Below are 22,515 nucleotides of genomic sequence, written 5' to 3' on the forward strand. Positions count from 1 at the left end.
GGAGGCCCCAGCGACATGCCGCGCACCTTCACGCTCTTCACCGGCCAGTGGGCCGACCTGCCGCTCGAAGAGGTCTGCCGCCTCGCCCGCGACTTCGGCTACCACGGACTCGAACTCGCCTGCTGGGGCGACCACTTCGAAGTCGACAAGGCCCTCGCCGATCCCGGCTACGTGGCCTCGCGCCACCAACTCCTCGACAAGTACGGCCTCAAGTGCTGGGCGATCTCCAACCACCTGGTGGGCCAGGCGGTCTGCGACGCCATCATCGACGAACGCCACCAGGCGATCCTGCCGTCCCGCATCTGGGGCGACGGCGACGCGGAAGGCGTACGACAGCGGGCCGCAGCCGAGATCGCCGACACCGCCCGGGCCGCGGCGGCCTTCGGCGTCGACACCGTCATCGGCTTCACCGGCTCGGCCATCTGGCACCTGGTCGCCATGTTCCCGCCCGCCCCCGAGTCGATGATCGAGCGCGGCTACGAGGACTTCGCCGAGCGGTGGAACCCGATCCTCGACGTGTTCGACGCCCAGGGTGTGCGGTTCGCGCACGAGGTCCACCCGAGCGAGATCGCCTACGACTACTGGACGACCGTACGCACCTTGGACGCGGTCGACCGTCGACCGGCTTTCGGCCTCAATTTCGACCCCTCCCACTTCGTGTGGCAGGACCTCGACCCGGTCGGCTTCCTCTGGGACTTCCGCGACCGGATCTACCACGTCGACTGCAAGGAAGCCCGCAAGCGGCTCGACGGCCGCAACGGCCGCCTCGGCTCCCACCTGCCATGGGGCGACCCGCGCCGCGGCTGGGACTTCGTCTCCGCGGGCCACGGAGACGTCCCCTGGGAGGACGTCTTCCGGATGCTGCGCTCCATCGACTACCAGGGCCCCGTCTCCGTGGAGTGGGAGGACGCCGGCATGGACCGGCTCCAGGGCGCTCCCGAGGCCCTGACCCGCCTGAAGGCATACGACTTCGAGCCGCCGTCGGCCTCCTTCGACGCGGCGTTCGGCGGCGACTAGCTCCAACTGCCCTTCTGTTCCTGTGAGTTCCTGCTCCTGTGAGTTCCGGGATGACGGCGCATCCCGGCGAAACGCACCCGCATGTACAACCGGCCCCATTCTGGAGGCACTCGTGCACGGGAACGACCGCACCACCAGCACCGGCAGAAACGAGATCCACAGACGACGACGCCTGCCGTTCCGTAAGGCAGCCGCCCTGCTCACCGGCGCGCTGCTGGCGGGCGCGTCCCTCAGCCTCACCGCACCACAGGCCGGCGCAGCCGTCGCCGACCCGGAAGCCGCACCGGCCGCACCGGCGGCACCGGCCGCACCTGCTGCACCGGCCGCCGCGGCCGAGGACTTCCAGCAGGTGACCCTCGCCAAGGGCGAGCCGGAGGTGGGCGAGCCCATGTCGCTCGCCGTCCTCCCGGACCACTCGGTCCTGCACACCTCGCGCGACGGCGAACTCCGCCTCACCGACGCCGCCGGCACCACCCGGCTCGCGGGCAAGCTCGACGTCTACTCCCACGACGAGGAAGGCCTCCAAGGCATCGGCGTCGACCCCGGCTTCACCACCAACCGCTTCATCTACCTCTACTACGCGCCCCCGTTGAACACCCCGGCGGGCGACGCCCCCGAAACCGGCACCGCCGCCGACTTCGCCCCCTTCGACGGCGTCAACCGGCTCTCCCGGTTCGTCCTGAACACCGACGGCACCCTCGACAAGGCCAGCGAGAAGAAGATCCTCGACGTGCCTGCCTCCCGCGGCATCTGCTGCCACGTCGGCGGCGACATCGACTTCGACGCGGCGGGCAACCTCTACCTGTCGACGGGCGACGACTCCAACCCCTTCCAGTCGGACGGCTTCACCCCCATCGACGAGCGGGCGGACCGCAACCCCGCCTTCGACGCGCAGCGTTCGGCCGGCAACACCAACGACCTGCGCGGCAAGATCCTGCGCATCAAGGTGAACGCCGACGGCTCGTACACGGTCCCCGACGGCAACCTCTTCGCGCCCGGCACGGACAGGACACGGCCCGAGATCTACGCGATGGGCTTCCGCAACCCGTTCCGCTTCAGCGTCGACAAGAAGACCGGCATTCTCTACGTCGGCGACTACGGCCCCGACGCGGGCGCCGCCGACCCGGCCCGCGGACCCGCCGGCCAGGTCGAGTTCGCGCGCATGACCGGTCCCGGCAACTTCGGCTGGCCGTACTGCACGGGCGACAACGACGCCTACGTCGACTACGACTTCGCGACCGGTACCTCGGGCGCGTCCTTCGACTGCGCCGCCCCGAAGAACAACTCCCCGCACAACACCGGCCTGACCGACCTGCCGCCGGCCCAGCCCGCCTGGATCCCGTACGACGGAGGGTCCGTGCCCGAGTTCGGCGACGGCTCCGAGTCCCCGATGGGCGGCCCGGTCTACCACTACGACGCCGCGCTCGACTCGCCCGTGAAGTTCCCCGAGGCCTACGACGGCGACTTCTTCGCCGGGGAGTTCGGCCGCAGCTGGATCAAGCGGATCACGAGCGACGCCGACGGCACCGTGCAGTCGATCAACGACGTGCCCTGGACCGGCACCCAGATCATGGACATGGCCTTCGGTCCCGACGGCGCGCTGTACGTCCTCGACTACGGCCTGTCCTGGTTCGGCGGCGACGAGAACTCCGCCCTGTACCGCATCGAGAACGCCACCGACGGCCACTCCCCGGTCGCGCAGGCCGCGGCGAGCCGGACCTCGGGGCAGGCGCCGCTGAGGGTGCGCTTCTCCGCCGAGGGCACCACCGACCAGGACGGCGACGCCCTCACCTACAGCTGGGACTTCGGCGACGGCGGCACGTCGACGCGGCCGGACCCGACGTACACGTACCGGAAGAACGGCACGTACACCGCGACGCTGACCGTGAAGGACCCGAGCGGCCGCACCGGCAGCGCGAGCGCGCAGGTCGTGGTGGGCAACACCGCCCCCAACGTGACGCTCGAACTCCCCAAGGACGGGCAGCTGTTCAGCTTCGGCGACGCGATCCCGTTCAAGGTGCGGGTGACCGACCCCGAGGACGGCAGGGCCGTCGACTGCGCCAAGGTCAAGGTCACCTTCATCCTCGGCCACGACACCCACGGCCACCCGCTGACCTCGGCCAACGGCTGCACCGGCACCATCCAGACCAGCGCCGACGGTGGCCACGACGAGGACGCCAACATCTTCGGCGTGCTCGACGCCGAGTACACCGACGGCGGGGGCGGCGGCCAGGCCCCGCTCACCACCCACGACCAGAACGTCGTCCAGCCGCGGCACCGCCAGGCCGAGCACTTCGGCAAGGGCTCCGGCGTCTCGGTGATCACCAAGGCCGGCGCGCACGGCGGCGAGACGGTCGGGGACGTGCACAACGGCGACTGGATCTCCTTCACGCCGTACGTCCTGAGCAACGCCCAGAAGATCACGGCTCGCGTCTCCTCGGGCGGCGCCGGCGGCACGCTGGAGATCCGCGCCGGATCCTCGACGGGCACCCTGCTCGGGAAGGCGACCGTACCGGTAACCGGCGGCTGGGACACCTTCCAGGACGTCAGCGTCGGCCTGTCCCGCGCTCCCAGGGGCACGACCACGCTGTTCCTGGTCTTCAAGGGGAGCGGCTCCGGGGCCCTGTACGACGTGGACGACTTCACCTTCACCACGAGCTGAGAGGAGGCGGACATGCGCACCATCAGCCGTATCACCACGGCAGTCGCCGGAGCCGCCCTGCTCCTCGGCTGCGTCTCGGAACCCGCCGCCTCGCACCCGGCGGACGGCACACGGGTGCTGGTCTTCTCCAAGACGGCCGGCTTCCGGCACGACTCGATCCCGGACGGCGTCGAGGCGGTGAGGCAGCTCGGCGAGAGCGGCGGCTTCACGGTCGACGCGACCGAGGACGCGGGCGCGTTCACCGCCCGCAACCTGCGGCGCTACGACGCGGTCGTGTTCCTCTCGACCACCGGGGACGTCCTCGGCCCGGCCCAGCAGCGGGCCTTCGAAAGCTACATCCAGCGCGGCGGAGGCTACGTCGGCATCCACGCGGCCGCCGACACCGAGTACGACTGGGAGTTCTACGGCGGCCTCGCCGGCGCCTACTTCCAGTCGCACCCGGCGATCCAACCCGCCACGGTGCACGTCGAGGACCGCGCGCACCCGGCGACCTCGCACCTGCCGAGAAGCTGGGAGCGCACCGACGAGTGGTACAACTACCGCTCCAATCCCCGGGACCGGGCCCATGTCCTCGCCTCGCTCGACGAGTCGTCGTACACCGGCGGCACGATGGAGGGCGACCACCCGATCGCCTGGTGCCAGACGTACCAGGGCGGCCGCGCCTTCTACACGGGTCTCGGTCACACGAAGGAGTCCTACGCCGAGCCCGCGTTCCGCCGGCACCTGCTGGGCGGGATCCGGTATGCGACAGGCGATGTCCAGGCGGACTGTCGACCGGAGACCGGATACCGTCCGCTCTTCGACGGCAGTGCGCCGACCGGCTGGCAGCAGGCCGGCCCGGGCTCCTTCACCCTGGACGACGACGGCACGCTCACGTCGCAGGGCGGTATGGGGATGCTCTGGTACGCCGACCAGGGCTTCGGTTCATACTCCCTGAAGCTCGACTGGAAGATGGCCGGCGCCTCGGGCGACGACAACTCCGGTGTGTTCGTGGGCTTCCCGCCCTCCGACGACCCGTGGTCGGCCGTGAACAACGGCTTTGAGATCCAGATCGACGCCACCGACGTACCGGAGAAGACGACCGGTTCCGTCTACGGCTTCCAATCCGCCGACCTGGAGGGGCGCGACCGCGCGCTGAATCCGCCGGGGGAGTGGAACACGTACGAGATCCGCGTGGAGGGCGAGCGCCTCCGTGTCTGGCTCAACGGCGTGAAGATCAACGATTTCACCAACACCGATCCGGCCCGGAGCCTCGGCGACGGACACGTCGGCATCCAGAACCACGGAGCCGACGACCGGGTGTCCTTCCGCGACATCCGGATCAAGGAACTGCCCGCGAAGTCCCCGGCACGCACGGCTTCGCAGGGCGACTGAGCGGCGGCGGGCGGGGGACGCCGGACTCCCGCCCGCCGTCTGTTCCTAGCCCGTTTTACGACGTGCTCGACAAGGAGGCTGCCCGTGTCCGCGTCCGTTTCCCCACCGCGCGTCGGCGTCTGGCTCATCGGTGCCCGCGGTTCCGTCGCCACCACCGTCGTCGCGGGCTGTGCCGCCGTGACCGCCGGCCTGCACCCGCCGACCGGCCTGGTCACCGAGACACCCCCGTTCGCCGACAGCGGCCTGCCGGCCCTCGCATCCCTCGTCTTCGGCGGCCACGACACGCTCGACTGCCCCCTGCCCAAACGCGCGGAAGAACTGGCCGCCGGAGGTGTCCTGCCGTACGGCCTCCCGGCGGCGGTCGCGGCCGAACTGGCCGCCGCGGACCAAGAGATCAAACCGGGCGGCCCGGCCCCGGGAGACCAGCGCGGCGAAGAGGAGCTCATCGCCGCGTTCGCCGCCGACATCCGGGACTTCGTACGACGGTGTGGACTGGCGCGGGCGGTCGTGGTGAACGTCGCCTCCACCGAGCCTGCGTCCATGGACTCCCCGCCCGCCGGAGTGGTGCTTCCGCCGAGTTCGCTGTACGCGGCGGCGGCGTTGCGCGCGGGCTGCCCCTACGTCAACTTCACCCCGTCCACCGGGTTGCACCACCCGGCGCTGGCGGCCCCGGCGGCGGCGAGTGGCCTGCCGTACGCGGGGCGCGACGGCAAGACGGGCCAGACGCTGCTGCGCTCGGTGCTGGGCCCGATGTTCGTGCAGCGGGCCCTCGCCGTCCGGGCCTGGTCCGGCACCAACCTGCTGGGCGGCGGGGACGGCGCGGCCCTGGCCGACCCGGCCGCCGCGGCGGCCAAGAACGCGGGCAAGGAACGGGTCCTCGCCGACACCCTAGGTACCGTCCCCGAGGGGGAGGTCCACATCGACGACGTCCCCGCGCTCGGCGACTGGAAGACCGCCTGGGACCACATCGCCTTCGACGGCTTCCTCGGCGCCCGCATGATCCTCCAGACCACCTGGCAGGGCTGCGACTCGGCCCTCGCCGCACCCCTCGTCCTCGACCTGGCCCGCCTGGTCACCCGCGCCCACGAACGGAACCTGTCCGGCCCGCTGACCGAGCTGGGCTTCTACTTCAAGGATCCGGTGGGCGAGGGCCCGTCGGCACTGGGCGAGCAGTACGCGTCACTCGTGGGGTTCGCTGCGCGGCTCAGGGAGGACGGGGTGACGCGGCGCTCGGCGGATGACGCCGTGCCGGATGACTCGCGGGAGCGGGCGGGGGAGAGCGGGGAGAGCGGGGAGAGCGGGGAGAGCGGGGAGAGCGACTCGGGCCTGAGGGCGGACGAGCGCTGGGGGGAGGACCGGTGAGCGGCGGGGGTGGGGTGTGGTCTGGGGTTGGTGGCGGTGCGGGCGGGGTGTGGTCTGGGGTTGGGCGTGACTCGGGTGGGGCGGGGTCTGGGGTTGGGGGCGGTGCGGGCGAGGTGCGGTTTGGGGATGGGCGCGAATCGGGCGGGGCGGAGTCTGAGGTTGGGGTTGGGGTTGGGGGCGGTGCGCGCGAGGAGTGGTCTGGGGGTGGGCGTGGTGCGGGCGAGGTGCGGTTTGGGGATGGGCGCGAATCGGGCGGGGTGCGGGCCAGGGTTGGGGGCGGTGCCGTCGGGGTGAACGCCTGGGCCGAACTGCTGCGCCTCCCCGCCCTGTTCACCGTCCCCGGCGACGTCCTCGCCGGCGCGGCCGCCACCGCCACGCAGCCCAATCACCGCACGCTGCTCGCCATTGGCTCCTCCCTGTGCCTGTACGAGGCAGGCATGGCCCTCAACGACTGGGCCGACCGGGCCGAGGACGCCGCGGAACGCCCGCACCGCCCCCTCCCCTCCGGCCGCATCCGTCCCAGCGCGGCACTCGCGGCGGCCTGCGCCTTCACCGGTGCCGGCCTGTCCCTTGCCGCTTGCGCCGGCCGCCCCGCCCTCGCTGTCGCGGTGCCGCTGGCAGCGACTGTGTGGGCGTACGACCTCGCCCTCAAGCGCACTCCGGCGGGCCCGCTCGCCATGGCGACGGCCCGCGGCCTGGACCTGCTCCTCGGCGCCGCGGCCACGACGAGTGCGAGGAGTCCCAGCACGGGGCGCGAAGGGCGAACGGGAGGTGCGATGAGTACCGGCGCGGGGCGCGACGGGCGAACGGGGGGTGCGATGAGTACCGGCGCGGGGCGTGAAGGGCGAGCGCGGGGGACGACGGGGACGGGCACTGGGCGTGAAGGGCGAACGGGGGGTGCGAGGAGTGCCAGCACGGGGCGCGACGGGCGAACGCGGGGTGCGACGAGTACGCGGGGCACGACGGGTGCCGCGAGCGGCGTGACGGATGCCGCAAGCGGTGTTCGCCGAGCCCTGCCGTCCGCCGCGCGGCTCGGTGCCCACACCCTCGCGGTCACGACCGTCTCCCGCCGGGAGACCCAGGGCGGCTCGCCCCTCGCCCCCCTGGCGGCACTGGCCACGACCGCCGTACTGACCCGGCTCCTGACACGCCCGCCCGCCGGCCCGAGCACCTCGGCGTCCACAGCCGACGGCCTCCTGAGCGCGGCTTTCACCGCCGCCTACGCCGCGACCGCGGGCCGCCCCTACTTTCACGCCACCCTCAACCCGTCACCCCCGCTCACCCAACGAGCCGTCAGCGGCGGCATCCGCGCCACGATCCCCCTCCAGTCCGCACTCTCCGCCCGCTCCGGCGCGACCGTCACCGCACTGCTCACCGCGGCCCTGGCCCCGCTCGCGGCGAGGTTCGCGCGGAAGGTGAGCGTCACATGAGCAACTCCCTCCGCTTCGGCTACGGCACCAACGGCCTCGCCGACCTCCGCCTCGACGACGCCCTCATCCTGCTCGCCGACCTCGGCTACGACGGCGTCGGGCTGACCCTCGACCACATGCACCTCGACCCGCTCGCCCCGGACCTCCCCGCCCGCACGCGCCGCCTCGCGCGCCGGCTGGACGCACTCGGTCTGACCGTCACCGTGGAGACGGGCGCCCGCTATGTGCTCGACCCGCGCCGCAAACACGGGCCCTCCCTCCTGGACCCCGACCCGGACGACCGCGCCCGCCGCGTCGACCTGCTGATCCGCGCGGTGCGGGTCGCCGCCGACCTCGGCGCCCACGCCGTCCACTGCTTCAGCGGGATCACCCCGGCCGGGACGGACGCGGACACGGCGTGGAAGCGTCTGACCGAGGCGCTCGCCCCCGTCCTTGAGGCCGCCACCGCCAACGGTGTCCCCCTGGCCGTCGAACCCGAACCCGGCCACCTCCTCGCCACCCTCGCGGACTTCCACCGGCTCCGCCGCACACTCGGCGATCCGCGGCACCTCGGCCTGACCCTCGACATCGGCCACTGCCAGTGCCTCGAACCTCTGCCACCCGCCGACTGCGTACGCGCTGCCGCTCCCTGGCTGCGTCACGTCCAGATCGAGGACATGCGCCGCGGCATCCATGAACACCTCCCTCTCGGAGACGGGGACATCGACTTCCCGCCCGTACTCGCCGCCCTGTCCGCCACCGGTTACCAGGGCCTGACCGTCGTCGAACTGCCACGCCACTCGCACGCCGGACCCCACTTCGCCGAACGGTCCCTCCCCTTCCTCCACCAGGCGGCGACGCCCGTGTCGTCCCCAACGACGGCGTCGGCAGGGACCTCTGTGACGACCTCCCCTCTGCCTCTCCCTCTCCCTCTCGCCGCGCCAACATCCCCCTCCGCATCCGTCCCACTCGTCGCCCCTTCCGACCCTCCCGCCATCTCCGTCTCGCAGTACCCCGCGCCCGTCGCCCCACCCCCAGGCGAGCCCTCCGCCACCCCAGAAGGGAGCACCTCATGACGCGGCCCTACGCCACCCGGGATACCCCCACCTCGCATACCCCCACCCGGGACGCCCCCACCCGGGACGCCCCCACCCGGGACGCCCCCACCCGGGACGCCCCCACCCGGGACACGGCGCCCCCGGACACCGCCACCGCGGAAACGGCCCCCTCCGACAGGTCCGGCCCCGACGCCACCACCCTCGGCCCCGCCACCTCAAACCCCGCAGTCCCGCCCCCCGCCGCAAAAGGCACCGACGCCACCACCCCCGCCCGCACCCCGCCGGCCGACCTGCGGAGCCACGTCACCGCCTGCCTCGGCTCAGCCGCCCGCGCCTGGCTCGACCAGGCCCTCGACGAGGCCTCCGCCCACCCCGGCACGCACGGGCCGATCTCCGTGTGGGAGCTGCGGCTCGCCGAGGCCGGGCGCCGCTGTGGCCCGGAGCACGCCGACGCCGTCCGCGTGCTCATCCTGCAGGCGGCCCGCGCCGACACGGACGCCCTCACCCGCGTGTACGCCCAGGGCACCGCCGCCGAACGCCGTGCCGTCCTCCACACCCTGCCCCACCTGGTGCCCGGCCCCGAGGCCCTCCCGCTCGTCGAGGACGCCCTGCGCACCAACGACACCCGGCTCCTCGCCGCCGCCGTCGGCCCGTACGCCGCCCGGCACCTCGACGTCCACAACTGGCGCCACGCGGTCCTGAAATGCCTGTTCACCGGCGTGCCCGTGGACGAGGTGGCCGACCTGGACCGCCGCGCCCACGGGGACACGGAACTCGCCCGCATGCTCGGCGACTACGCCGCCGAACGCACCGCCGCGGGCCGTCCCGTCCCCGCCGACCTGCACCGCGTCCTGACCCTGACCGGCCCCACCGACCCGCCGCCCGCCGAACACGGCACCCGCGGCTTCGACGGCAAGGAGTCCTGATGCGCATCTTCGACCCCCACATCCACATGACGTCGCGCACCACCGACGACTACGAGGCCATGCGCGCCGCCGGCGTCCGTGCCGTCGTCGAGCCGTCCTTCTGGCTCGGCCAGCCCCGCACCTCGCCCGCCTCCTTCCTCGACTACTTCGACTCCCTCCTGGGCTGGGAGCCCTTCCGCGCCGCCCAGTACGGCATCGCCCACCACTGCACGCTCGCCCTCAACCCCAAGGAGGCGAACGACCCGCGCTGCGTCCCCGTCCTCGACGAGCTGCCCCGGTATCTCGTCAAGGACCAGGTCGTGGCCGTCGGCGAGATCGGCTACGACTCGATGACCCCCGCCGAGGACACCGCCCTCGCCGCGCAACTCCAACTGGCCGCAGATCACGAGCTGCCCGCGCTCGTCCACACCCCGCACCGCGACAAACTCGCCGGCCTGCGCCGCACCCTCGACGTCGTCCGGGAATCCGCTCTCCCACCGCAACGGGTCCTGGTCGACCACCTCAACGAGACCACCGTCAAGGAGGCCAAGGACAGCGGCTGCTGGCTGGGCTTCTCCGTCTATCCGGACACCAAGATGGACGAGGAGCGGATGGTCGCGATCCTCCGTGCGTACGGCCCCGAGCAGGTGCTGGTGAACTCCGCCGCCGACTGGGGCCGCAGCGATCCGCTCAAGACCCGCAGGGTCGGCGACCTGATGCTCGCCGAAGGATTCACCGAGGACGAGGTCGACCGCGTGCTGTGGCGCAACCCGGTCGCCTTCTACGGGCTCAGCGGCCGACTGATCCTGGAGGTCAGTCCGCCCGACGCCACGCACGAGGGCAATTCCGTGCAGCGCGGCGGGGAGTGAGCGATGCGTTTCCGCCACCCCGACGGGAGCACCGTCCACCTCGCCTACTGCACCAACGTCCACCCCGCCGAAACCTTCGACGGCGTCCTCGCGCAACTCCGTGACCACTGCGAACCCGTCCGCCGCCGCCTCGGCCGCGATCGTCTCGGCATCGGTCTGTGGCTCGCCAAGGACGCCGCGCACGCCCTCGTCACGGACCCGTCCGCCCTGCGCGGCCTGCGCACCGAACTCGACCGGCGCGGCCTCGAAGTCGTCACCCTCAACGGCTTCCCGTATCAGGGCTTCGGTGCCGAAAAGGTCAAGTACCGCGTCTACAAGCCGGACTGGGCCGACCCCGCACGCCTCGACCACACCACGGCCCTGGCCCGCGTCCTGGCCGGACTCCTCCCCGACGACGTCACCGAGGGCAGCATCTCCACCCTGCCGCTCGCCTGGCGCACCGGCCACGACGCCGAGCGCGCCGAGACCGCCCGCCACGCGCTCCTCACCCTCGCCGAACGCCTCGACGCCCTGGAGGAACTCACCGGCCGCTCCCTCCGCGTCGGCCTCGAACCCGAGCCCGGCTGCATCGTCGAGACCACCGGCGACGCCATCGCCCCGCTCACCGCGATCGCGCACGACCGCATCGGCATCTGCGTCGACACCTGCCACCTCGCCACCTCCTTCGAAGACCCGCACACCGCCCTGGACTCGCTCACCCGGGCGGGCATCACCGTCGTCAAGTCGCAGCTCTCAGCCGCCCTGCACGCCGAACACCCGCACCTCCCCGCAGTCCGCGAAGCCCTCGCCGCCTTCGACGAACCCCGCTTCCTGCACCAGACCCGCACCGACACCGCCTCCGGCCTGCGCGGCACCGACGATCTCGGCGAGGCCCTCCACGGCGACGCGCTTCCCGACGCGTCCTGCTGGCGTGCCCACTTCCACGTCCCGCTGCACGCGGCCCCCGCCGCACCCCTCACCTCCACGCTCCCCGTACTGAAGACCGCTCTGACCCGGCTCGTCGGCGGCCCGCACCCGCTCACCCGCCACCTGGAGGTCGAGACCTACACCTGGCAGGCCCTTCCGCCCGAGCTGCGGCCCCGCGGCCGGGCCCAGCTCGTCGACGGCATCGCCGCCGAACTCACTCTTGCCCGCGACCTGTTGACGGACCTCGGGCTGAAGGAGCTCCCATGAGCACCCACCGGACCGCCCCGGGTCCAACCCCCCTCCTCGTCCTCGACGTCGTCGGCCTCACCCCCCGTCTTCTCCACCACATGCCCCACCTCAAGGCGCTCGGCCGGTCCGGCTCCCGCGCCCCGCTCGGCACCGTCCTGCCCGCTGTCACCTGCGCCGCGCAGTCCACCTTCCTGACCGGCACCCATCCCGGCGAGCACGGCATCGTCGGCAACGGCTGGTACTTCCGCGAACTCGGCGACGTACTCCTGTGGCGTCAGCACAACGGACTGGTCGCCGGGGACAGACTCTGGGACGCCGCCCGTCGCGCGCACCCCGGCTACACCGTCGCCAACGTCTGCTGGTGGTACGCCATGGGCGCCGACACCGACATCACCATCACCCCCCGTCCCATCTACTACGCCGACGGTCGCAAGGAACCCGACTGTTACACGCGGCCCGCGGCCCTGCACGACGAACTCACCGAGAAATTCGGCACCTTCCCGCTGTTCCACTTCTGGGGCCCGGGCGCTGACCTGGTCTCCAGCCGCTGGATCATCGACGCGACCCGGCACATCATGCGCACCCGACAACCCGACTTGACGCTCTGTTACCTCCCCCATCTCGACTATGACTTGCAGCGCTACGGCCCCGACGACCCGCGCTCCCTGAAAGCGGCCGCAGACCTTGACGCGGCCCTGGCCCCGCTCCTGGACGACGCCCGCGCCGAGGGCCGTACCGTCGTCGCGCTGTCCGAGTACGGCATCACCCGCGTGGAGCGGCCCGTCGACATCAACCGCGCGCTGCGCCGCGCCGGCCTGCTGGAAGTGCACACGCAGGACGGCATGGAGTACCTCGACCCGATGGCCTCCCGCGCCTTCGCCGTCGCCGATCACCAGATCGCCCACGTCTACGTCCGCCGGCCGGAGGACCTCGACGCGACCCGGGCCGCCCTCGACGGCCTGCCCGGTATCGAGCAACTCCTCGACGACGAGGGCAAGAAGGCCCATCACCTCGACCATCCGCGCTCGGGCGAACTCGTCGCCGTGGCGGAGCCGGACGCCTGGTTCACGTACTACTACTGGCTCGACGACACCCACGCGCCCGACTTCGCGCGACTGGTCGAGATCCACCGCAAACCCGGCTACGACCCGGTCGAACTCTTCATGGACCCGCTCGACCCCTATGTGAAGGTCAAGGCGGCCACGGCCCTGGCGCGCAAGAAACTCGGACTGCGCTACCGCATGGCGGTCGTGCCCCTGGATCCCTCACCTATTCGCGGCAGCCACGGCCGCCTTCCCGCGAGCGACGACGACGGTCCGCTCCTCATCTGCTCCACCCCCCGCGCTCTCGGCGACCGTGTCGCGGCCACCGATGTGAAAGCACTGCTGCTTCAGCTGTCCGGTCTGTCCTGACTGGTCACAAGTGAAGCACTCACCACTGACAACGCCCTCCGACAACGAGGAGTTCCAGGCATGAGCCGCATGTCCCAGACAGATCCCGAACTCACCCACCGCCTCACCAGACGAGGAATGCTCGGCGTGGCCGCCGGTGCCACCGCCGCCGCGCTGCTCGGCGCCGCCGCGGCCCCCGCCACGGCAGCCACCGACACCGCCACCTCCGCCGCGGGCCGCAGCCGTCCCGTCCTGCCGCCCGGACGGCTCGGCATCCAGCTCTACAGCCTGCGCGACAAGGTCTCCACACTGGGCTTCGCCCCCGTCTTCGCCGAGCTGAAGAAGTACGGCTACGACGAGGTCGAGTTCGCCGGATACACGCAGGGCTCGGCGGGCCCCATCACGCTCGCCCAGCTCAAGCGGCTGGCGAGGAACCACGGCCTGAACCCGATCGGCAGCCACGTCGGCTACTACTCCAGCGACCCGAGCGCCTACACCTTCGCCCAGAACCTCACCAAGGTCCTCGACGACGCCCAGGCCCTCGGCCTCAAGCACATCGGCACCGCCTCCGGCCCGTTCCGCTACGGCTCCACCGTCGACGCCTGGAAGCGGGCGGCCGAGGAGTTCAACACCTACGGCGCGGCGGCGAAGGCGCGCGGCATGAAGTTCTACCAGCACAACCACTCCGACGAGTTCGGCTTCGCCAGTGACAACCCCAAGGTCCGTCTCTACGACGTGCTGCTCGCCGAGACCGACCCCGACCTCGTGTTCCTGGAGATGGACATCTTCTGGGCGTACGCGGGCCAGTTCCGCTTCTCGAAGCGGCCCGACGGCACGGCCGCGCCCTTCGAACCCCTCGACTATGTCCTCAGGCAGCCCCACCGTTACCCGCTCTTCCACGTCAAGGACGGGGAGAGCGACCCGTCGAACCAGTTCGGCTACCGCATGGTCGACGTCGGCGACGGCGACATCGACTACCAGCGGTTCATCTCCGCCGTGACGCGGCTGCGCGGTGAACGTCTGGACCACCACTGGCAGGCCGAACACGACAACCCGGCCGAGTCCTTCACGTTCGCACGCCGTTCGAGTGAGCATCTGCACTCCCTGCGCGAGAAGTGCTGAAGAAGGCGTACGCAATGAGGCGGCCCTCCCGAGCCCGCGCCCGGGAGGGCCGCCTCATGTGCCGGACGGACCGGCCGTGCGGACGTCAGCCGGCCGACTGCGGCTGCGCGGCCCGTACGCCCTCCGTGCCGCCTCGGCCGCGCCCCGGCTGCCGCAGCAGCAACGCGATCGCCGCCGCCACCATCGACACGCCGCCGGCCAGCGCATACGCGCCGTCGTAGCCCCAGGCCGCGACCACCATGGAGCCGAGGCCGCCGCCGAACAGGCCGCTGATCAGCTTGCCGCTGTAGACCAGCCCGTAGTTGGTGGCGTTGTAGTTCTCCCCGAAGTAGTCCGGCGTGAGCGCCGCGAACAGCGGGTAGAAGGCGCCGCCGCCGAATCCGGACAGGAACGCGAAGAACAGGAAGAGCCCCTCGCTCTTGATGTCCCCGGCCCAGATCACGCCGAACTGGGCCAGGCCCAGGACGACGATGACGAACACCAGGGTGGATTTGCGGCCCCACTTGTCGGACAGCCAGCCCACCACGCCGCGGCCGATGCCGTTGATGACCGCCATGACACCCATTGACGACGCGGCCACCAGCGGGCCGAAGCCGACCTCCTTGGCGTAGTCGACCTGGAAGGAGATCCCGAAGATCGACACACCCGCGGTCAGCACGATGGACAGCCACATCAGGGGCAGCATGCCCGTCCTGATCGCCTCCTTGGGCGTGTACTGCCGTACCGCCGGAGGGTTCTTGGCGAGTCCGGCGGCGTTCTTCGGGCTGCCGGAGAACGTCAGCGGGTCGACGTCGGAGGGCCACCAGTTCTTCGGCGGGTCCTTGAAGAAGAACGCGCACCCGAACACCACGATCACGATGTAGCAGCCGATGAGGTCCAGCACACGGTGGTAGTTCGCGGTGTCGAAGCCGTAGTTGAAGATGAAGATGAACGGCAGCGATCCGTACGCGAATCCGCCGTTGACGAAGCCGGTCTTCGCGCCCCGCCGCTCGGGGAACCACTTGCCGACCATGTTGATGCAGGTCGCGTAGACCAGACCGGCGCCGATACCGCCGACGACGCCGAACCCGAGGATCGCGAGCCATACGTTGCTCATGTGCGACAGCGCGAGGAACCCGACGACGCACATGCCGGAGCCGACGTACATGGCCGCCCGGGCGGTCAGGAGCCCCTTCTCCCGCAGCCAGCCCGCCGGGAAGGCGATGCCGGCCTGGAAGAAGACCCAGACGCTGAGGATCCAGAAGGTGTTGCTCTGCGTCCAGCCGTGGGCGTGGGACAGGGTGTCCTCCGCCGAGCCGTACGCGTATTCGAAGACGCTGATGGCCATCATGGCGATCCACGGCAGATACACCATGAGCCTGCGGGAGTGACCGAGGATGTCCCGGTCGGTCTCGCCCACGCGGTAGACGCGGCCGTGGGAGTCGGTCACTTCACGGTAGGGACGGTTCGCGGCGTCGGGGTGTGTCGATGAGCTGTTCGAGTTGTTCGTCGCGACGGGGTCAGCCGTCATGTCACGCCATCTCCTCACCGAGCGGTTGCGGGTTGGGGACGATGCGCCGGGCCTTCGTCGGCCTGCCCGGTGCCTTGAGGAAGAGCGCCAGTACCGCGGAGGCCAGTCCTACGCTGCCCGCTATGACGAACGCGCCTTCGTAGTCCCACGCGCCGACCACGACCGCGCCCATCCCGGAGCCGACGAGCCCCGAGATCAGCTTCGAGCTGTAGACCATTCCGTAGTTGGTGGCGTTGTTGTTCTCGCCGAAGTAGTCCGCCGTCATGGCCGCGAACAGCGGGAAGATCGCGCCGCCGCCGAAGCCGGAGACCATGGAGCAGAACAGGAAGAACGGCATGCTGCCCATCTGGCCGGACACCAGCACACCGAACTGTGCGGCGCCGAGCACGAGGCAGACGATGATCAGCGTGTTGCGTCGGCCGTAGCGGTCGGAGATCCAGCCGATCACGCCGCGTCCGGTGCCGTTGACGATGGCCTTCAGGGACATCGCCGTGGCCACGATCCCGCCCGCGAAGCCCATGTCCTTGCCGAACGGCACCTGGAAGGCGATGCCGAAGATGTTGATGCCGGCCGTGCACAACAGACAGAACCACATCATCCACAGGACGGGTGTGCGGGCAGCCTCCTTGGGGGTGTACTGCTTGACCGCCGGCGGGTTCTTCTCCAGCGCCCGGCGGATCTTCGGGTCGTCCGTCTGCCGGAGCGGGTCGACGTGCGCGGGCCACCAGTTCTTCGGCGGGTCCTTGAAGAACCACCCCGCGAACGCGACGACCGCGCAACAGACGAGCCCCACCATCACCAGGACGACCTCGTAGTTGCTCAGGTCCATGTACGACGTGAACAGGAAGACGAAGGGCACCGAGCCGTAGGCGAAACCGCCGTTGACCATGCCGGTCTTGCCGCCCTTGCGCTCCGGATACCACTTGCCGACCATGTTCACGCAGGTCGCGTAGACCAGCCCGGCGCCGATGCCGCTGAACATGCCGAATCCGATGTACGCGACGATCACGTGCGGCGCGAAGGCCAGCGCGACATAGCCGCAGATCGTGCCGAACGCGCCGAGCATCATCGCGTACCGCGCGGGGAGCTTCCCGCTCTCCCGCAGTTGCCCGGCGGGGAAGGCGACGGCGGCCTGGAAGAACACCCAGACGCCCATCAGCCAGAAGATGTGCCCGCTGTCCCACAGGTGGGCCTGGTGCAGGGTGTCCTCGGCGGAGGTGAACGCGTACTCCGAGGAGCTGATGCCCATCATGCCGATCCACGGGAAGAGCACCATGGTCCATCGTGGCCGGCCCATGATGTCCCGGTCGGTCTCGCCGATCCGGTACACGCGGCCGTTGCGGTCCGTCACCTCTCTGTAGGGGACGGATGTCGAGAAGTCGGTGGTTGTCATGTGTGTCGCACCCCTTGTGCGTCGAAAGATCTGGCCAGCGCCCCCTGTCCAAATGCCTTTCGTGTGCGCACGGGTCCCGGGCCGGCCGACGCGCACCGTCGGCCGACCCGCGTTCACTCACCTCATGAACCGCCCCCCAACAGTCCTGCCGCCCGCGCCCAGCGGTACTTCGCGCCGAGCACGGCCACCGGCTTCTCGGTCGTGTACGGGTAGGCCACGACCCCTCGCTCGTAGAGGTACTGGCAGGCCTCCTCGACCTCCACGTCACCCGCGAGCGACGCCACCACCGGCTTCTGTATCCCGCGCTCCCGGAATTCGGCCACCACGCGCGCGGTGAGCTCGGCGAAGACCATCGGGGGAGTGACGATGGTGTGCCAGTAGCCGAGGACGAGCGCGTGGATACGCGGGTCTTCGAGCCCCAGCCGGATCGTCGCCTCGTACGTCGAGGGCGGCTCGCCCCCGGTGATGTCCACCGGGTTGCCCGCGGCCCCGAAGGGCGGGATGAACTTCCGGAAGGCCTCGTCGAGATCCGGCGGGATCTCCATCAGGGTGAGGCCGTTGTCGGTCACCGCGTCGGACAGCAGGACTCCGCTGCCGCCGGCCCCGGTGATGATCACGACGTTGTCGCCCTGTGGAGGAGGAAGCACCGGCAACGCGCGCGCGTACTCCAGCATTTCGTTCAGCCCGGGCGCCCGGATGACACCGGCCTGCCGCAGGATGTCGTCGTACACGGCGTCGTCGCCCGCCAGCGCTCCGGTGTGCGAGCCGGCGGCCTTCGCGCCCGCCGCCGTACGGCCCGCCTTGAGGACGACAACGGGCTTCTTGGGGACGGTGTTGCGGGCCGCCTCCACGAACGCGCGCCCGTCCTTGAGGTCCTCCAGGTGCATCGCGATGCACTCGGTGTGCGGGTCCTCGCCGAACCATGTCAGCAGATCGTCCTCGTCCAGGTCCGACTTGTTGCCGAGGCCGACGATCGCCGACACGCCCGTCTTCGTGGTCCGCGCGAAGCCCAGGATGGCCATCCCGATGCCACCGGACTGCGAGGTCAGCGCGACCCCGCCCTTGACGTCGTACGGCGTGCAGAACGTGGCGCACAGGTCCTGCCACGTCGAGTAGTAGCCGTAGATGTTCGGCCCCAGCAGCCGGACGCCGTGCCGCTCGGCGATCTCCACGATCTCCGCCTGGAGGGCGTGTTCGCCGGTCTCCGCGAAGCCTGAGGGGATCAGTACGGCGTTCGGGATCTTCCTGCGTCCCACCTCCTCCAGAGCCGAGGCCACGAACTTGGCGGGGATCGCGAAGACCGCCACATCCACCTCGCCGGGAACGTCGGTGACACTCTTGTACGCCTTGCGGCCCAGAATGTCATCGGCCTTGGGGTTCACCGGATGGATCTCCCCGGCGAAGCCACCGTCGATGAGGTTGCGCATCACCGAATTGCCGATCTTGCCCTGCTCGTTGGAGGCACCGATCACGGCGACCGAGCTCGGCTCCATCAGACGGCGCATGGAGGTAAGGATCTCGTCACGTGAATACCGTCGACGGGGTGGCGGCTGCGACTCGGCGAGGATCACCCGTATGTCGGCGGCGACAGCGCCCTCCGGCGTGGCGATCACCGGGTTGAGGTCCACCTCGGCGATCTCCGGGAAGTCCGCGACCAGTTGGGACACCCGGCGGATCTGCTCGGCGATCGCCCACCGGTCCACGGCCGCAGCGCCCCGCACCCCCCGCAGGATCTCCGCCGACCGGATCGAGTCCAGCATGGACAGCGCCTCGTCGGCGCTCACGGGCGCGAGCCGGAAGGTGACGTCCTTGAGGACCTCGACCAGCACCCCGCCGAGCCCGAAGGCCACGATCTTGCCGAACGTCGGGTCGGTCACCGCGCCGACGATGACCTCCTGCCCCTGGGGCAGCAGTTCCTGCACCTGGACGCCCGTGATTCGAGCCTTCGCGTCGTACGCGCGCGCGTTGTCGATGATCTGGTGGAACGCGGCCCGTACGTCGGCGGCGCCCTCCACGCCGACGATCACACCGCCGGCGTCGGTCTTGTGCAGGATGTCGGGGGAGACGATCTTCATCACGACGGGCCCGCCGAAGCGCGCCGCGTACGCCACCGCCTCGTCGACATCGGTCGCCAGCTCCTCACCGGGTACGGCGATCCCGTACGCGTCGGCGATCACCTTGCCCTCGGGCGCGGTGAGCGCGGCGCGCCCCTCGGCCCGCACGGTGTCGAGGAGCGACCGCACCCTCAGCACCCGGTCTTCGGCCATCACGTCAGATCACTCCGTTCGACTTGAGCAGGCGCAGTTCCCCGTCGCCGAGGCCGAGCTCGCCGATGTAGACCTCTTCGTTGTGCTCGCCCAGCAACGGTGAACTGCTCACGTCCACGGGCGAGTCGGAGAGCTTGAGCGGACTGCCCACGGTCACGAAGTCGCCCCGCTCGGGATGCGGCACCGTGACGACCATCTCGTTGGCCACCAGCGAGGAGTCCTCGATGATCTCCTTGGTGGACAGGATCGGCCCGCACGGGATGTTGTGCGCGTTGAGCTTCTCCAGCACCTCCCACTTGGGGAGCGTCGAGGACCACTCCTCGATCAGCTGGAACATCTTGTTGAGCTTGGGCAGCCGGGCCTGGGGCGTCGCCCACTCCGGGTCGTCGGCCAGTTCGGGCCGGCCGATGAGCTCGCTGAGCGGCTGCCAGCCGACGGGCTGCACGATGACGTACACGTAGTCGTTCGGGCCGCCCGGCGCGCACTTGACCGCCCAGCCCGGCTGGCCGCCGCCGGACGCGTTTCCGGAGCGGGGAACCTCTTCGCCGAAGTCGTCGTTGGGATATTCAGCGAGCGGGCCGTGTGCCAGGCGCTGCTGGTCGCGCAGCTTCACCCGGCAGAGGTTGAGCACAGCGTGCTGCATGGCCACATTGACCCGCTGACCGCGCCCGGTGTTCTCCCGCTGGTACAGCGCCGCGAGAATCCCCGCCACGGCGTGGATGCCCGTGCCCGAGTCCCCGATCTGGGCCCCCGTCGCCAGCGGCGGCCCGTCCTCGAAACCGGTGGTCGACATCGACCCGCCCATGGCCTGCGCGACGACCTCGTACGCCTTGAAGTTGGTGTACGGGCCGTCCCCGAACCCCTTGATGGAGGCATAGACGATTCGCGGATTGATCTCCTGGATGCGGTCCCAGGTGAAGCCCATCCGGTCGACCGCGCCCGGTCCGAAGTTCTCGACCATGACGTCCGAGCGCCGGATCAGCTCGGTGAGGATCTCCTTGCCGCGCTCGGTCTTGGTGTTGAGGGTGATGCTCCGCTTGTTGCAGTTGAGCATCGTGAAGTAGAGGGAGTCGACGTCCGGAAGATCGCGCAACTGCTTGCGCGTGATGTCCCCGGTCGGTGCCTCCAGTTTCACGACGTCCGCGCCGAGCCAGGCGAGCAGCTGGGTCGCGGAGGGCCCGGACTGGACGTGCGTCATGTCCAGGACGCGGATGCCTTCGAGAGCCTTGGTCGTCACCAGGTCACCTCACTTGTACATGGTCTGGTTCATGGTTCCGGGGGCGTACGCGTCCGGGTCGACCCAGACGTTGATCAGCGACGGCTTGCCCGACTCGCGGGCGCGCCTGAGCGCGGGGCCGATGTCGGCGGGGTCGCGGACCTCCTCGCCGTAACCGCCCAGCATCTGGGCGAACTTGTCGTAGTGGACGTCGCCGAGGGTGTTGCCGACCCGTTCGCGCTCCAGGCCGTACTTGGCGGCCTGGCCGTAACGGATCTGGTTCATGGAGGAGTTGTTGCCGACGATGCCGACGAAGGGGAGGTCGTAGCGGACGAGGGTCTCGAAGTCCCAGCCGGTGAGGGAGAACGCGCCGTCGCCGAAGAGGGCCACCACTTCCTTGTCGGGCCGCGCCTGCTTTGCCGCGAGCACGAAGGGGACGCCGACGCCGAGGGTGCCGAGCGGTCCCGGGTCCATCCAGTGCCCGGGCGACTTGGGCTGCACGACCTGTCCGGAGAAGGTGACGATGTCGCCGCCGTCGCCGATGTAGATCGAGTCCTCGGTGAGGAAGTCGTTGATCTCGCTGACCAGCCGGTAGGGGTGGATCGGTGAGGCGTCGGACTTCAGGCTGGGCAGCCGCTTCTCGATGGCGGTCTGCTCGGCCGCGCGCAGCTCGTCGAGCCACTCCTTGCGCTTCGACGCGCCCCCGTTGAGGCGACCGGAGGCCGCCTCGGTCACCGACGTCAGCACCAGCCCGGCGTCTCCCACGATCCCGAGGTCGATGTCGCGGTTCTTGCCGACGGTGCGGTAGTCGAGGTCGATCTGGACGACCGTCGCGTCCGGCGAGAGCCGCTTGCCGTAGCCCATGCGGAAGTCGAAGGGCGTGCCGACGATGACGATGACGTCGGCGTTGGAGAAGGCGTACCGGCGCGACAGCTGGAAGTGGTGCGGGTCGCCGGGCGGCAGCGTGCCGCGCCCCGCGCCGTTCATGTAGGCGGGGATGTTCAGCGTGCGTACCAGCTCGATGGCGGCCTCGGTGCCCCGGGTCGTCCACACCTGGCTGCCGAGCAGGATGGCCGGCTTCTCCGCGTGGACGAGCAGGTCGGCGAGCTTCTCGATCGCCTCGGGGTCGCCGGCCGAGCGGGTCGAGGCGCGGTAGGCGCCGGGCTTCGGCACCCGCGCCTTCGCAGCCGGCACCTTTGCGTCGAGGACATCGCGGGGGATCTCCAGGAAGGAGGGACCGGGGGCGCCGTGGTAGCACTCGCGGAACGCCATCGACACCATGTCCGCCGCCCGCGCCGTGTCCGGCACGGCCGCCGCGAACTTGGTGATCGGCGTCATCATGTCGACGTGCGGCAGGTCCTGAAGGGACCCCATCTTGTGCTGGGTCAGGGCCCCTTGGCCGCCGATCAGCAGCATCGGGGACTCCGCGCGGAAGGCGTTGGCGACACCGGTGACGGCGTCGGTCGTACCGGGACCCGCGGTGACCACCGCGCAGCCGGGCTTGCCGGTGATGCGCGCGTAACCGTCGGCGGCGTGGGCGGCGACCTGTTCATGGCGTACGTCGACGACTTCGATGCCCTCGTCTACGCAGCCGTCGTAGATGTCGATGATGTGGCCGCCGCACAGGGTGTAGATGCGGTCGACCCCCTCGGCCTTCAGCGCCTTGGCAACGAGATGACCACCGGAAATCAGGTCCTGGGTGTCGTCGGGCATGGCGAAGTCCTGTCCCTTCGTAGGGGGTTGGAACGCTCTCGCGGTACATTGCATACAGTCGACGAATACTGTATGAAGCTTGTTATCCCGCA

Annotated in this window: 16 protein-coding genes; 11 read left to right on the plus strand and 5 right to left on the minus strand. The window is 70.5% G+C overall.

Features of this window, described 5'->3' with window-relative positions; translation table 11 throughout:
• Positions 1-15: 15 nt before the first annotated feature.
• From AB0I77_RS17595 to AB0I77_RS17645, 11 genes are all read left to right on the plus strand, one after another.
• Positions 16-1,017, plus strand: a complete 1,002-nt coding sequence (locus AB0I77_RS17595; RefSeq protein WP_363283451.1) for a sugar phosphate isomerase/epimerase family protein — start codon at positions 16-18, stop codon at positions 1,015-1,017.
• Between the two features lie 112 nt (positions 1,018-1,129).
• Entirely contained in the window at positions 1,130-3,679 is a 2,550-nt protein-coding gene (locus AB0I77_RS17600) for a PQQ-dependent sugar dehydrogenase (protein WP_363283452.1), read from the plus strand.
• A 12-nt stretch (positions 3,680-3,691) separates the two neighbouring features.
• Positions 3,692-5,053 (plus strand): ThuA domain-containing protein, encoded by a 1,362-nt coding sequence (locus tag AB0I77_RS17605; RefSeq protein ID WP_363283453.1) that lies wholly within the window; start codon positions 3,692-3,694, stop codon positions 5,051-5,053.
• Positions 5,054-5,137: 84 nt separating this feature from the next.
• On the plus strand, positions 5,138-6,415 hold the full coding sequence (locus AB0I77_RS17610; protein WP_363283454.1) for an inositol-3-phosphate synthase: 1,278 nt from the start codon (positions 5,138-5,140) through the stop codon (positions 6,413-6,415).
• Positions 6,416-6,705: 290 nt separating this feature from the next.
• The gene (locus tag AB0I77_RS17615; RefSeq protein WP_363283455.1) at positions 6,706-7,845 is read left to right on the plus strand and encodes an SCO3242 family prenyltransferase; all 1,140 of its coding nucleotides are present in this window, start codon (positions 6,706-6,708) and stop codon (positions 7,843-7,845) included.
• Positions 7,842-8,900, plus strand: coding sequence for a sugar phosphate isomerase/epimerase family protein (locus tag AB0I77_RS17620; protein ID WP_363283457.1), 1,059 nt, complete (start codon positions 7,842-7,844; stop codon positions 8,898-8,900). Before AB0I77_RS17615 ends, AB0I77_RS17620 begins: the two co-directional genes overlap by 4 nt.
• The gene (locus AB0I77_RS17625) at positions 8,897-9,808 is read left to right on the plus strand and encodes an EboA domain-containing protein (RefSeq protein ID WP_363283458.1); all 912 of its coding nucleotides are present in this window, start codon (positions 8,897-8,899) and stop codon (positions 9,806-9,808) included. The genes AB0I77_RS17620 and AB0I77_RS17625 overlap by 4 nt, the downstream gene beginning before the upstream one ends.
• On the plus strand, positions 9,808-10,656 hold the full coding sequence (locus AB0I77_RS17630) for a TatD family hydrolase (protein WP_363283459.1): 849 nt from the start codon (positions 9,808-9,810) through the stop codon (positions 10,654-10,656). The genes AB0I77_RS17625 and AB0I77_RS17630 overlap by 1 nt, the downstream gene beginning before the upstream one ends.
• A gap of 3 nt (positions 10,657-10,659) precedes the next feature.
• Positions 10,660-11,829: a metabolite traffic protein EboE gene (gene eboE / locus AB0I77_RS17635; RefSeq protein WP_363283460.1), complete on the plus strand. Its 1,170-nt coding sequence runs from the start codon at positions 10,660-10,662 to the stop codon at positions 11,827-11,829.
• Positions 11,826-13,223 carry a nucleotide pyrophosphatase/phosphodiesterase family protein gene (locus tag AB0I77_RS17640; RefSeq protein WP_363283461.1) on the plus strand — a complete coding sequence of 466 codons (1,398 nt, stop codon included), beginning with the start codon at positions 11,826-11,828 and terminating at the stop codon, positions 13,221-13,223. The genes eboE and AB0I77_RS17640 overlap by 4 nt, the downstream gene beginning before the upstream one ends.
• A gap of 60 nt (positions 13,224-13,283) precedes the next feature.
• A complete protein-coding gene (locus AB0I77_RS17645) occupies positions 13,284-14,324 on the plus strand; it encodes a sugar phosphate isomerase/epimerase (protein ID WP_363283462.1) in 1,041 nt (346 codons plus the stop codon).
• Between the two features lie 85 nt (positions 14,325-14,409).
• Here the strand turns inward: AB0I77_RS17645 and AB0I77_RS17650 are convergent, their stop codons facing one another.
• From AB0I77_RS17650 to AB0I77_RS17670, 5 genes are all read right to left on the minus strand, one after another.
• Positions 14,410-15,834, minus strand: coding sequence for an OFA family MFS transporter (locus AB0I77_RS17650; RefSeq protein WP_363283463.1), 1,425 nt, complete (start codon positions 15,832-15,834; stop codon positions 14,410-14,412).
• A gap of 1 nt (position 15,835) precedes the next feature.
• Positions 15,836-17,227: an OFA family MFS transporter gene (locus AB0I77_RS17655; RefSeq protein WP_363283464.1), complete on the minus strand. Its 1,392-nt coding sequence runs from the start codon at positions 17,225-17,227 to the stop codon at positions 15,836-15,838.
• A 122-nt stretch (positions 17,228-17,349) separates the two neighbouring features.
• Positions 17,350-19,494: an acetate--CoA ligase family protein gene (locus tag AB0I77_RS17660; protein ID WP_363283526.1), complete on the minus strand. Its 2,145-nt coding sequence runs from the start codon at positions 19,492-19,494 to the stop codon at positions 17,350-17,352.
• Between the two features lie 4 nt (positions 19,495-19,498).
• A complete protein-coding gene (gene frc / locus AB0I77_RS17665) occupies positions 19,499-20,731 on the minus strand; it encodes a formyl-CoA transferase (RefSeq protein ID WP_363283465.1) in 1,233 nt (410 codons plus the stop codon).
• 9 nt (positions 20,732-20,740) lie between these two features.
• The gene (locus AB0I77_RS17670; protein ID WP_363283466.1) at positions 20,741-22,423 is read right to left on the minus strand and encodes a thiamine pyrophosphate-binding protein; all 1,683 of its coding nucleotides are present in this window, start codon (positions 22,421-22,423) and stop codon (positions 20,741-20,743) included.
• Between the last annotated feature and the right edge of the window lie 92 nt (positions 22,424-22,515).

The organism is Streptomyces sp. NPDC050619 (assembly GCF_040654815.1).
Taxonomy (GTDB): Bacteria; Actinomycetota; Actinomycetes; order Streptomycetales; family Streptomycetaceae; genus Streptomyces.